The 12,469-nt window shown below is 70.7% G+C and carries 12 protein-coding genes; 4 read left to right on the top strand and 8 right to left on the bottom strand.

What is annotated here, in order from left to right; all coding sequences use genetic code 11:
* Nucleotides 1-15: 15 nt before the first annotated feature.
* The 3 genes from RC2_RS08985 (at nucleotide 16) to RC2_RS08975 (ending at nucleotide 4,081) form a co-directional block, all read left to right on the top strand.
* Entirely contained in the window at nucleotides 16-2,253 is a 2,238-nt protein-coding gene (locus RC2_RS08985; RefSeq protein WP_068145725.1) for a putative bifunctional diguanylate cyclase/phosphodiesterase, read from the top strand.
* 62 nt (nucleotides 2,254-2,315) lie between these two features.
* Complete coding sequence (locus RC2_RS08980) at nucleotides 2,316-3,284, top strand: NADPH:quinone oxidoreductase family protein (RefSeq protein ID WP_068145728.1); 969 nt, start codon at nucleotides 2,316-2,318, stop codon at nucleotides 3,282-3,284.
* A gap of 35 nt (nucleotides 3,285-3,319) precedes the next feature.
* On the top strand, nucleotides 3,320-4,081 hold the full coding sequence (locus RC2_RS08975; protein WP_068145731.1) for a deoxyribonuclease IV: 762 nt from the start codon (nucleotides 3,320-3,322) through the stop codon (nucleotides 4,079-4,081).
* On the opposite strand, the gene RC2_RS08970 is transcribed toward RC2_RS08975, so the two are convergent.
* The 7 genes from RC2_RS08970 to RC2_RS08940 form a co-directional block, all read right to left on the bottom strand.
* Entirely contained in the window at nucleotides 4,067-5,260 is a 1,194-nt protein-coding gene (locus RC2_RS08970; RefSeq protein ID WP_082895368.1) for a multidrug effflux MFS transporter, read from the bottom strand. The genes RC2_RS08975 and RC2_RS08970 overlap by 15 nt on opposite strands.
* 125 nt (nucleotides 5,261-5,385) lie before the next feature.
* On the bottom strand, nucleotides 5,386-5,874 hold the full coding sequence (locus RC2_RS08965) for a DUF309 domain-containing protein (RefSeq protein ID WP_068145737.1): 489 nt from the start codon (nucleotides 5,872-5,874) through the stop codon (nucleotides 5,386-5,388).
* Nucleotides 5,875-5,925: 51 nt separating this feature from the next.
* Entirely contained in the window at nucleotides 5,926-7,923 is a 1,998-nt protein-coding gene (locus RC2_RS08960; protein ID WP_072681300.1) for a DUF222 domain-containing protein, read from the bottom strand.
* Between the two features lie 93 nt (nucleotides 7,924-8,016).
* Nucleotides 8,017-8,964, bottom strand: a complete 948-nt coding sequence (locus tag RC2_RS08955; RefSeq protein ID WP_068144213.1) for an aldo/keto reductase — start codon at nucleotides 8,962-8,964, stop codon at nucleotides 8,017-8,019.
* 39 nt (nucleotides 8,965-9,003) lie between these two features.
* Nucleotides 9,004-9,516 carry a VOC family protein gene (locus tag RC2_RS08950; protein ID WP_068144216.1) on the bottom strand — a complete coding sequence of 171 codons (513 nt, stop codon included), beginning with the start codon at nucleotides 9,514-9,516 and terminating at the stop codon, nucleotides 9,004-9,006.
* A 63-nt stretch (nucleotides 9,517-9,579) separates the two neighbouring features.
* Entirely contained in the window at nucleotides 9,580-10,509 is a 930-nt protein-coding gene (locus tag RC2_RS08945; protein WP_371828662.1) for a DNA-3-methyladenine glycosylase family protein, read from the bottom strand.
* Nucleotides 10,499-11,503, bottom strand: coding sequence for an oxidoreductase (locus RC2_RS08940; RefSeq protein WP_068144222.1), 1,005 nt, complete (start codon nucleotides 11,501-11,503; stop codon nucleotides 10,499-10,501). The genes RC2_RS08945 and RC2_RS08940 overlap by 11 nt, the downstream gene beginning before the upstream one ends.
* A 131-nt stretch (nucleotides 11,504-11,634) precedes the next feature.
* Here RC2_RS08940 and RC2_RS08935 point away from each other — a divergent pair, with 131 nt between their 5' ends.
* The gene (locus tag RC2_RS08935) at nucleotides 11,635-12,138 is read left to right on the top strand and encodes a ribonuclease H family protein (RefSeq protein ID WP_068144262.1); all 504 of its coding nucleotides are present in this window, start codon (nucleotides 11,635-11,637) and stop codon (nucleotides 12,136-12,138) included.
* 20 nt (nucleotides 12,139-12,158) lie between these two features.
* Here the strand turns inward: RC2_RS08935 and RC2_RS08930 are convergent, their stop codons facing one another.
* The gene (locus RC2_RS08930; RefSeq protein ID WP_068144223.1) at nucleotides 12,159-12,425 is read right to left on the bottom strand and encodes a hypothetical protein; all 267 of its coding nucleotides are present in this window, start codon (nucleotides 12,423-12,425) and stop codon (nucleotides 12,159-12,161) included.
* Nucleotides 12,426-12,469: the final 44 nt, after the last annotated feature.

Raw genomic sequence — 12,469 nt, 5'->3', positions numbered from 1 at the left:
GCCGGGAGGTGGTCCATGACGTCGTTCTGGTCCACTCGCGTCCTGATCGGGGGCGCCGTCGTCGTGCTCACGTACGGCCTCCTCGCCCCCGGCCCGGTGGCCAGCGGCGTCTACGCGCTCGTCGCCGCGTCGTCGGTGATCGCCGTGGTCCTCGGCATCCGGGCGGGGTTCAAGAACGACACCACGCCGTGGTGGTTCCTGGCGGCCGGGTTGACCGCCTGGACCGCTGGTGACGTCTACACCGGGGTTCTCGAGAACACGCAGGGCGGTGCCCCCTTCCCGTCGTGGGCCGACGCCGGGTACGTCGCGGGCTACCTGTCCGTGGTGGTGGCGCTCCTGGTCGCCCGTGACCTGCACGGTCGACTCGTCGCGCCCGTCGACGTGCTCGACGCCGCGATGATGACCGCGGGCATCGGTCTCGCGTCCTGGGTCGTCGTGTCGACGCAGTTCGGGGACACCCCCGCGTCGGTGTGGCTCGGGCTCTTCTACACCGAGATCGACGTCTTCGTCCTCGTCGTCGTCCTGTCGATCTTCCTGCGTCGACGGGCCAGCACCGTCACCCTCGTGCTGCTCGGACTCGGCCTGGCCATCATGGTGATCGCCGACTACGGCTCCTACGTGTGGAGTGCCGGCGGAGCGCTCGACCGGGTGCTGAACATGCTGTGGCTGACGGCCTACGTCCTCTTCGCCGCCGCCGCGGTGCGGCCCGAGAGTCCGCCGCCCGAGCCCACCTTCTCGCGGCGCAGTACGGGACTCTCGCGGCTCGCGCTGATGACGCTCGCCGTGGCGCTGACGCCCGCGGCGATGACCGTGCAGCTCGCCCGCGGGGTGCCGGCGTCGGAGTGGGGGTCGGTAGCGGTGGTGGCCACCGCGATCATGGTGACGATCGGCACCGTGCGCATGTGGATCTTCCTGAAATTGCTGGCACGCCAGGCCCAGGCCCTGCGCGAATCCGCGACCACCGACCGGGTGACGGGCCTGGCGACGCGCAACGAGCTCGAGCGACGGCTGTCCCGCCGTCTTGCGACCGACCCGTGGGTGGGACTGGTGCTCGTCGATCTGCACGGGTTCGCCGACGTCAACGCCACGTTCGGATACACCGACGGGGATCGCATGCTGAAGATCATCGGTGCGCGACTGTCGGACGCCGTGCCGCCCACGTCGGTGGTCGGTCGTCTCGGTGGCGACGAGTTCGCGGTGGTCGCCGGACCGCTCGACGAACGGTCCGCGACCCGGCTAGCCGCCGTCGTGCGCGCGGCCGTGACCGCGCCGATCGAGATGCGCGACATGCGAGTCACCGTCGACTGCAGTATCGGCGTCGCACTGCGTGCGTGCGACGGATCGGGGACCGGCGGGGCGGGAATCACGACGGCCGAGGGCATGATTCAGCGCGCGCACGCCGCGGTCGGTGAGGCGCAGCGTCGGCACCCGCGCGTCGCCGTGTACGACCGGACCATGGAGACCGACCAGGCCAACCGGGTCCGCCGGCTCGGCGAGCTCGAGGTGGCGATGCGGTCGGGCCAGCTCGAGCTGTTCTACCAACCGCGCCTCGATCTGCGGTCGGGTCGGGTGTCGGGTCTCGAGGCGTTGCTGCGGTGGCGTCACCCGGACGACGGCCTCCTGGGACCCGCCGATTTCCTCGCGGGAGCCGAAGCGACCTCGGCCATCGGGGTGTTGACGTCGTTCGTCCTCGACAGGGCTCTCGGGGACTGCGCCGGGTGGCGGTCGGCGGGGCTGGATGTCGACGTCGCGATCAATCTCTCGGTGCGGAACCTGGTGGATTCGACTCTGCCGGAACAGGTCTCGGAGGCCTTGGCGAGGCACGCCGTACCGCCGTCGGCCGTGGTTCTGGAGGTCACCGAGACCTCCGCCATGACCGACCCGACGCGTTCGGTGATCACGATGACGGCTCTGCGCGCCCTCGGCGTGACGCTGTCCATCGACGACTTCGGCACCGGCTACAGCTCCCTGGCGTACCTGTCGCGGCTGCCGGTCCAGCAGCTGAAACTCGACCGGTCGTTGGTGGCCTCGATCGTCGACGACGAGGTCGACCGGGCGATCGTCGCCTCCACTGTCGACCTCGCGCGGCGGATGCGTCTGCACCTGGTGGCCGAGGGCGTCGAGAACGCCGAGTCGCTGGAGATGCTGCGGCAGTGGGGATGCGACGCGGTGCAGGGCTTCTTCGTCAGCCGACCGGTCCCGGTCGACGAGGTGGTGCCGGTGGTGCGGGCGCTCGACGCGGCGCGCGTGTGACGCTCGGCACGCGTGTGGTTGTCTGAGGGTGCAGAGCAGTTCCCGACGAAAGGACCCACGGCGTGCGCGCAGTACAGGTGACCACACTCGACGGGCCGGACGCGGTGTCCGTCGCCGACATCGCGGAACCGACCGGCGACGGCGTGCTGATCGACGTGCACGCGGCCGGCGTCGCGTTTCCCGACGCGCTGCTCACCCGGGGTCTCTACCAGTACAAGCCCGACCTGCCGTTCGTGCCCGGCAGCGAGGTGGCCGGCGTGGTTCGCTCCGCTCCGGAGGGATCCGGTCTCGCCGTGGGCGACCGCGTGGCGGCGCTCACCGGCATCGGCGGCGGCATGGCCGAGGTGGTGCTCGCGACGCCGGATCTGGTGTTCCCGCTGCCGGACCGGGTCTCGTTCGAGGCCGGCGCCGGGGTGCTCTTCAACGACCTCACCGTGCACTTCTCGCTCCGTGAGCGCGGTCGTCTCGCCGAGGGCGAGACCGTGCTGGTGCACGGCGCCGCCGGCGGCATCGGTACCTCCGCGCTGCGCCTGGCCCCCGTGCTCGGCGCGTCCCGCACCATCGCCGTCGTCAGCACCGAGGAGAAGGCCGCGGTCGCGCGCGCCGCGGGAGCGACGGACGTCGTGCTCGTCGACGGGTGGCGCGATCGGGTGAAGGAGCTGACGGGTGGACGAGGTGTCGACGTGGTGATCGACCCCGTCGGCGGCGACCGGTTCACCGACAGCATCCGATCCCTCGCCCCGGCGGGTCGGCTGGTGGTCATCGGCTTCACCGGCGGCGAGATCCCGACGGTCAAGGTCAACCGTCTCCTGCTGAACAACGTCGAGGTCGTCGGCGCCGGGTGGGGTGCCTGGTGGATGTCCCGGCCCGGCTACACCAAGACCCAGTGGGCAGAACTCGCCCCGCTCTTCGCGGACGGCCGACTCTCGGCGCCCGAACCGTCCGTCCATTCGCTGGAGGAGGCCGGGGCGGCCATCGCGTCGCTGGAGAATCGCACGGCCATCGGAAAGGTCGTGGTCCGACTGCGCTGACCGATTGCGTCGGTGCTCGTCGGTAGGGTCGACGCATGCGCATCGGGGCACACGTCAGGTCGGATTCACCGCTCGACGAGGCGACGTCCTTGGACGTCGACCTCGTCCAGCTCTTCGTCACCGACCCGCAGAAGTGGAACAAGCCGGTGATCGACGAGTCTCTCGCGGCGGTGCGGGACTCGGAGGTCGACGTCGTCGTCCACTCGTCGTACGTCATCAACGTCGCCAGTCTCAACAACCGCATTCGCATTCCGTCTCGCAAGGCGTTGGCGCAGCAGGCCACCGTCGCCGCCGAACTCGGGGCGCTGGGCATGGTCGTCCACGGCGGCCACGTCCGCGACGGCGAGGACCCGGCCGAAGGTGTGGCCAACTGGCGCAAGCTCTTCGAGCGCCAGGCCGAGACGGGTGGGTTCGAGGTGCCCATCTGGATCGAGAACACCGCGGGTGGCGACCGCGCGATGGCGCGCCGGTTCGATGCCATTGCCCGACTGTGGGACGCGGTCGGCGAGTTCGGTGCCGGGTTCTGTCTGGACACCTGTCACGCGTGGGCGGGCGGCGAGGAGCTGGTCGACGTCGTCGAGCGGGTGAAGGCGATCACCGGCCGCGTGGACCTGGTGCATCTCAACAACTCTCGGGACGAGTTCGACTCGGCCCGCGACCGCCACGCGAACCTCGCATCCGGGTCCATCGACCCCGAGGTCCTCGCGGCGGTGGCGGCGGAGTCGGGCGCCCCGATCATTCTGGAAACGCCGGGCGAGGGCATCGCCGACGACGTCGCGTACCTACGCGGTCGCTGACCCGTCGACCACGGTCGCCGGCCGGTCGCGGTCGGGACGGGCGTAGGCCAGCGCGGCCAGGGCCACCAGCGCGCCGCCCGTCATCGCCATCGCCATGGCGGGTCCGTCGTTGCCCAGAGCGCCGACCAGCGGGGCGATCAGCGCGCCCAGCCCGAACTGTGCGGCGCCGAGCAGGGCCGCGGCAGTGCCGGCTGCCTCGCCGTGCCGTGACAGCGCCAGGGCCGGCGAGTTGGGCATGACGAAGCCCGCCGAGGCCAGCACGCAGAGCACCGGAATCATGAAGCCGACGACACCGCCGACCTCCGTCGTCGTGGTCACGATGAGCGCGATTCCGGAGATCGCCATGGCCACGAGGGCCACCGTCACGATGCGGGCGGGCGAATACCGCTGCAGTGCAAGCACGTTCAGCTGCGAGGCCCCGATGAGTGCCACGGCGCCGATGCCGAACACCAACGCGAACTGCTGCTCACCGAGCCCGTACCCGTCCTGGAGGACGAACGAGCTGCCCGAGATATAGGCGAACAGGGCCGACATACCGAGACCGGCCACCAACACGAGGACGACGAAGCTGCGGTCGCGCAACAGGCTGCCGTACGTCCGCAGCACCGGCACCACCTCGGGGGCGCGGCGGCGCTCGGCGGGAAGCGTCTCGCGGAGGAAGCACACGGCGACGAGCATGAGCAGGACACCGGCCACCGCCAGACCGGCGAAGATCCCCCGCCAGGAGCCCTGCAGCAGGATGACGCCGCCGAGGCTCGGGGCGACGATCGGCGCGACGCCCATCACCAGCACCAGACGGGACAGGACGGTGGCGGCGGCGCGGCCCTCGTAGAGATCGCGGACGATGGCGAGGGCGATCACCATGGTGGCGGCGGCGCCGAATCCCTGCAGTGCCCGCGTGACCCCGAGCACCGCGACCGACGGGGCGATCATGCAGAGCAGTGACGCCAGGATGTGGACGGCCGTGCCGGCGATCAACGGGCGGCGCCGACCGAGAGCGTCGGACAGCGGGCCGATGATCAGCTGGCCGACGGCGAGGCCGATCAGGGTGCCGGTGAGGGTGAACTGCACCGCGGCGTCGGTGGAGTTCAGATCGTCGGTGATGGCGGGCAGCGCCGGCAGGTAGACGTCGATGGTGAGGGGGCCCAGGGCGACGAGAGCGCCGAGGACGAGAATCATGCGCAGTCGCGAGGGCGGCGACTCGTCGTGGGTCGTGGTGCGGGCAGCGACCGAGGCGGGTTTCGTCGTCACCCGGGCTGCAGCACCTCGGGCGCCGATTCTGTTCCCGGCCGCGCGGACCCGAGTCAGTCGGCGGTGAGACGGGGCGGGGGAGGGGCGTCGGGCACGCCGCGGTGAATCCCGTCGATCGCCGCGTCGGCCCAGTCCACGAGGCTCGCGACGGCCACCCCGTGTGGGGGTGCGGCGCGGTACGGGGTGATGTGGTCACGACCGCGGGTGATCAGCGTCACAGCGCCGGCCGGGTTTCCGCGGTGCAGGTGGGTGAGACCGACCGCGAGCTGCGCGAGCCCCTGCCAGAGTTCGCGATCGTCGCCGACGCTCGCTTTCCAGGTGCCTTCGAGGACGTCGTGGGCGTGGAACGGCATCCCGTCGTCCAAGTAGCGCTGAGCCAGGGGCAACGACTCGCGCGGCGGGAGTTGCAGGTCGTCCGGCACGCGCGGGACGCCGACGGAGCCGTGCGGGAGCGGCCGGCCCAGGACGTCCCGCGGTCGGGCGTTCTGGGGTCGGCCGTCGGCGAGGCGATCGCGGGTGGTCGATCTGTCGTCTCCGTCCATACGTTCCGTTCTACTCGGGCCGGTGTGTCGGCTGCGCCGGGAGCCGCCCCGTCAGAACGGCGGTGGTGTGTCCTCCGCCAGGGGTGGGGCGACGCCGTTCAGGGCGTTGCGGAGTCGATTGCGATTGCGCTCCTGCCGTCGGCGGGCGTGTTTCTGCTCCGTGCGTGGGGCTGGTCGGGTGGGTTCGGGTTCGCCCGGTGTCGGGGTGCGCGGTGTCGGTGGTGTTTTCTTGCCGGCGTCGGGTGGGTCGCCGAAGACGATCATGTCGAGTCCGGGGTGGGCGTCGTGGCCGGTGTAGGCGGGGCCGAGGACGGTGCGGCCTTCGGGGATGGTGAACGTCCGGATGATGCGGCCGGGGTGGTCGGGGTCGGGGTACTGGTCGTCGACGAAGTCACCGAACGTCTTGAGCAGGTGGTGGAACCGGCATTTCGCGCCGAGCCCGGTCGCAGTGGTCTGTCCGCCCCGCTCGGGGTGGGCGTGGTCGTATTCGGTGATGTGGTCGAGGTCGCCGTCCCACGCGGGTCTGTTGCAGCCGGGCCAGGTGCAGTACTGGTCTCGGGCGCGGATGTAGGTGTTCAGTGCCGCCGAGGGTCGGTAGGGGTCCGCGGGTTGGGTGGCCGGGAGTGGGGTGTCGGTGCCGTCGCCCAAGGGGCGGATCAGGGTGGCGGGATCGGCGGCGAGGTCGCGGATGTGGGCGCCGGAGACGATGCCGAGCCCGGGGATGTAGCCGACACCGTCCACCAGTTCGGACTCGGACTCGACTGCAACCTCATCCGTCGCCGCTTCGGCTGCAATGTCCTCGGCTGCAACGTCCTCGGCCGCGACCTCGTCGGTCGAGACCGCTTCGGCTACAACGTCGTCGGCCGCTGCCCCCTCGACCGCAGCCTCGTCGGTCGTGACCGCCTCCGCCGCAACGCCATCAGCCGCTGCAGCCTCGGCTGTAGTCTCCGCGGCCGCGACCTCATCGACTGCGACCTCATCGACCGCAACAGCGTCGGCGGCAACGGCATCGGACGTCGCCGTGTCGGCCGCTGTCTTCTCGACCACGACCTCCTCGACCGCAACTTCCTCTGCGGCAGCCGCGGTCGTTCCGGCGTCCTGAGTCCGTGCATGCGCGGCCGGCTCTGCCGCACCCTCGGTGGTGGTCGCGGGTCCGGTGAGGGTGGTGGTGTCGGTGACGACGTGGATGACGATGCGTGCTGCGTTGGTTGCGACCTCGTCCGCATCGACCACGGTGTAGGCACAGTCGGGGCGTGCGCAGTCGCAGCCGAACGGGGCGTGCTTGACGAGCGCGAACAGCGCGTCCGATGCCCGCGCTGTTTTGGTGCGGCTGTCGTGTCGGCAGACTTGTGCGGCGAGGCGTTCGACGACGCGGGCGACGATGGCAGCCTGTTCGGCGGACATCGTCGCTCCCACGGTCGCCATGCCGTCGAGTCCGGCCTCGGTGAAGAAGCACCGCCCCTTCAGGGCGTCGTCGCGGCGTTCGCGGACGGCGTCGGGGTCGCGGCGGTAGACCATCTGATCGCACAGATCCCGCACCCGGCCCGTGGACCACGACCCCGGCTTACGCAGGGCGTCGGCGATGTCGGCGTCCACCAGTCCCTGATACGACCGGCCGTGGATCAACTCGGTGCGGGAGACGATGGTGCGGATGTGACTGGGCGAGACCACCCCGTCCCGGAGGCATTCGAACACCCGCGGGAGACGGTCCCGGAGGGCGACGGCGTGGTCGAGGATCCGTTCGGCGACGTACTGCGAGACCGACAGGGCGGTGGCGATGCGGGCGGCGCACTGGGCGAACGCATCGACCGCCCGCTCGTCGCGGTCTTCTTCGGCGAGCACCAGGTCGGTGTGCAGGGCGGCGACATGTCGGTAGCGGCGCCATTCCAGGTACGCCGCTCCGGCCGCGAGGTCGGCCAGTGCGTCGAGATGCCCACCGACGGGCAGGTCGAACGAGACGGGCAGACCCATCGCGGTGTGGTCACGCGTAGCCCAGGCAACGCCTCCCACCTGCGGCGCGTTCACCGCGCCGACCCCCCGATCGCTCATGTGTTCGATTGTAATGATCCCCACCGACACCCGCCGCTCCACCGACCGGAAACCGGGACGGCAATGAACCGGCGGGCTGCCGATGAGTGAGTCCTACCCGCCGACGGCGTCCGACGCCGAGGTGAGTCGAGCGACCTCGTCGTCCGTCAGGCTCAGGCCGGGAGCGTCGGTCAGCGACGCCAGCTGCCCGATTCGGCTCGCGCTGGCGATCGGGGCGACGATGCCCGGCCGGGTCAGCAGCCAGGCCAGTGCGACCGTGGGGATCGCGGTGTCGCGCGCGTCGGCGATCTCGGCGAGCGCGTCCACGACGGCCAGGCCCGCGTCGCTCAGGTAACCCCCGGCCATCTTCCCGCGCGCGCTGCCGGCGAGGTCGTCCTTCGTGCGGTACTTGCCGGTCAGGAATCCCGACGCGAGTGCGAAGTACGGGAACACGCCCAGGTGGTTGGTCGTCGCGAACTCCTGCAGCGCCGGTTCGTAGGACTGCCGGTGCACCAGGTTGTAGTGCGGCTGCAACGCTACCGGCTTGTCGAACCCTTCGCGCTCGGCGATGTCGAGCCAGGCCTGTGCGCGCTCGGGGGAGTAGTTCGAGATGCCGACGTAGCGGACCTTGCCGGCCTTCACGAGCGCGTCGAACGCGGCGACCGTCTCCTCGAGCGGGGTGTCCTCGTCGTCGAAATGCGCGTAGTACAGGTCGATGTGGTCGCTCTGGAGGCGCTTCAGCGAGGCGTCTGCCGCGGCCGCGACGGTCGAGGCGGCCAGGCCGAGGAAGTCCGGGTGCCGGCTCACCTTGGTCGCGAGGACGACGTCGTCCCGCCGGCCGGTGCGGGCGAACCAGTTGCCGATGACGGTCTCGGATTCGCCACCCGAATTGCCCGGCGCGAACGCCGAGTACGAGTCGGCCGTGTCGATCAGCGACCCACCGGCACCGAGAAACGCCTCGATGATGTCGTGCGACGCGGCCTCGTCGGCCGTCCATCCGAAGGTGTTGGCACCGAGCGCAAGCGGGAAAACATCCAGGTCCGAGTGTCCGATGCGAGTCATACCGAGAACAACTCGTGAGCCGTGCTCACTGTTCCCGCCTCAGGCCGACACGCTGATTCCGATGCCGCCGAGGGTGTCCGCACCGAAACGCTCGATTTCCGCGTCCAGGTCGAGCGGCCGAATGGTGGTCTTGGCCTGCAGAATCCGATCGTCGATGCGGTCCGCCGGGATCAGCCAGACGATCTCGAACTCGAGGCCGTCGGGGTCCTGCCCGTAGAGGCTCTTGGTGGTGCCGTGATCGGACGCGCCGACCAGCGCTCCGGCGCCCGCGAGGTCGTCGCGCACCGTGGCCAGGTCGGCGAGAGTGCGCACCTCCCAGGCCAGGTGATACAGGCCCACGGTCGCCCGACCGGCGGGGCTGGCGCCGGCCGCGTCGCCGATCGAGAACAGACCCAGATCGTGGTCGTTGGTGCTGTCGGGTGCCTGCAGGAAGACGGCACGGTCGCCCATCGCCATGACGACGCGGAATCCGAGCACGTCGCGATAGAACGCGGCGCTGCGCTCGGCGTCGCGGACGTAGAGAACGGCGTGGTTGAGTCGAGAGATGGCCATGGGGGTCCTTCCGGTCTGTGTTGAAGCTTCAACGCAAACTGTACGCGAACCATTCCCGACGGATCAGTGGAACCGGTGGTCGGTGATCGCCGTCCGTGGCCCGAACTTCGGCCGGACCGCCATCCCGCTCACCTCGAGCAGTCGCACCGCCCGGTAGCGGTGCGGCCGGAGCGGCTCGAGGTAGGCGACCATCTCGTCGTCCGTCATCGGAGCGCCCACGAGGCTCCACCCGATCACCGCCGCCAGGTGGTAGTCCCCGACCGACAGCGCGTCGGCGTCGCCCAGGGCGCGCTGGCACACCTCCGCAGCCGTCCACTCGCCGATGCCGGGGACCAGCCGCAGGCGTCGATACGCATCGTCGTGGGTCATGCCGACGATCGGGGTGAGCTTGTCCGCGACCCGTGCGGCCTCCACGATCGTGCGTGCCCGTTTCGGATCGACGTTGGCGCGGTGGAACTCCCACGACGGAACACGACGCCAGACGTCCGGTGGCGGCGACACCGCCATGCCCGACGGCGCCGGGCCGGGTGCGGGAGCGCCGAAGCGCGTCACCAAGCGACGCCACGACGCGAACGCGGCGACGCCGTGAACCTTCTGTTCGAGGACGGCGGGGACGAGCGCTTCGAACACCTGCCCCGTCCGACCGAGGTGGAGGTGGGTCAGGCGTCGGGCGGCCTCGACGAGGATGCGGTGCTCGGGTGCGAATCCTTTTGCGTCGTCCAGCATTCCGATCAGTCCGGGCATCGTGGCGACGAACTCTTCCGCGCCCTCGCCCCACACGTCGGCGACGACCTCGGTGCGCGACGGCTGGCGGAGTCGATAGGTCACGGGCCCGCTCGCGAACAACGATGTTCGCCAGATGCTTCCGTCGGGCAGCGTGCGGTGCGTCGGGTCGCTCCGACCCCGCTGATGGGGAGAGAGCGTGTGGCGCAGGCTCAGTGGACGATCCGAGTGGATCGTTCGCCGCAGAACAGGACCGTCGCTACCGGACACGGACGAGCGCACGCCCGGTGTTCTCGCCGTCGCGCAGCGCGTCGATCACGCCCTGCACACCGTCCAGGCCCACCTCGGTGGTGACCTCGGCCAGTCGGCTCGGCCGCAGATCGTCGGCCAAGCGTGCCCACAGCGCTCGCCGGGCGTCGATCGGCCACTGGACGGAATCGATGCCCAGCAGGGCGATTCCGCGCAGGATGAACGGCAGAACGGTGGTGGACACGGAAGGCCCACCCGTGAGTCCGCTCGCCGCCACGGCGCCGCCGTACCGGATTGTGGAGAGCACGTCGGCAAGCGTCGCGCCGCCCACGCAGTCGACTGCGCCGGCCCAGCGCGCCTTGCCGAGCGGGCGGGGCTTCGCGTCGGGGTCCTCGGGCAGCCGACCGACGATCTCGGCGGCACCGAGGGTGCGCAGCAGATTGTGCGCCGACGACTTGCCGGTGGACGCCACCACCTCGAACCCCCTGCGGGAGAGCAGGTCCACGGCCACCGTGCCCACACCGCCGCTCGCGCCGGTGACCACGATCGGCCCGTCCTCGGGCCCGATTCCGTGCCGTTCCAGGGCCTGCACGCTCATCGCGGCCGTGAACCCGGCCGTGCCGATGGCCGCGGCGTCCGCCGTCGACAGACCGTCGGCCAACGGCACCACCCATTCCGCCGGAACGCGGGCGAACTCGGCGTACCCGCCGTGGCGTCCCGTCCCGATCTCGTAGCCGTGGGCGACGACGCGGGTCCCGACGGCGACGTCCGCCGAGTCCGACGCGACCACGGTGCCGGCCAGATCGATGCCCGGCACGATCGGGTAGTTCCGGACGACGCCACCCTTCGGTGTGACCGCCAGCGCGTCCTTGTAGTTGATCGAGGAGTACTCGACGGCCACCGTGACCTCGCCGGCGGGCAGGAACGACGCGTCGACGGCCTCGTCGGCCAGCGTGATCCCGTCGTCCGTCTCGCGGGCGACGAGTGCGCGGAAGCTGTCGGTGGATGCGGTCACGGGAGTGCTCCTTCGCGGCGACGGCTGTCCCCATCGGGGGACGAGGTCAGGATCGAGGGTAGGGGACCGCCGACGGACGGCGTCGGCGCGGGAACCGGACCGTGTCGGTGGGTGCGGATACTGTCGCGGACGTGATCATCGTGAGTACGGACGGGTCCTGCCTGAAGAACCCGGGCGGCGCCATCGGCTGGGCCTGGGTGGACCACACCGGGCCCAGCGCCTCGGGTGGGGCGGCGTCCGGAACCAACCAGATTGCCGAGCTCAGAGCGCTGCTCGAGGCCGTGCTCGCACACCCGGGTGCAGAACCGCTGCTGATCGAGGCGGACAGTCAGTACGCCATCAAGTGCGCGTCGGAGTGGCTGCCGGGGTGGAAGCGCAAGGGGTGGCGGACGTCCACCGGCACCGCGGTGCGCAACCTCGACCTGGTGCGGGCCATCGATAGGGCGATCACCGAACGCGAGGGCCCCGTGCGGTTCCGGTGGGTTCGGGGACACGTCGGCAACGAGTACAACGAGATGGCGGACCAGCTCGCCGGTGAGGCCGCGCGTGGCGTCCGGGACGGCACGCTGTCGGAGTCACCGCCTGTCGGAGCCGCGGTTGCGATGGCTGCCGCGGACCCCGTCACCCTGTTCTGAGCGGCTCCTGATCGATCGGGCTACTCGGACCGAGTCGTCTGCTTGTCGTCCTTGTCCCCCGGCGTGACGTCCTCGGGATCCGGGGTGCCCAGCGTCTTGCCCTCGTCGACCACGGCCTCGCTGCGATCGAGAGTGTCCGGGCCGTCCGTCTCCGCGTGATGGTCGAACTCTCGGATCGCCTCGTCGCGCTCGGAGTCGGACTGCACGGAATCCGCGCCCGTGCCCCGGCTGGCCTCGCGCGGATCGACGCTGGTGGTGTCGACGGGAGTGTTCGCGGCATCGCTCATGACACGGGAATGCCCGGTCGACGGGGTCGTCAACCGGGCATCCG

This window comes from Rhodococcoides corynebacterioides NBRC 14404, assembly GCF_001894765.1.
In the GTDB taxonomy this organism is placed as follows: Bacteria; Actinomycetota; Actinomycetes; order Mycobacteriales; family Mycobacteriaceae; genus Rhodococcoides; species Rhodococcoides corynebacterioides.
Note: the sequence above shows the minus strand (reverse complement) of the source record. Positions and strands in the feature narration are given on the sequence as shown.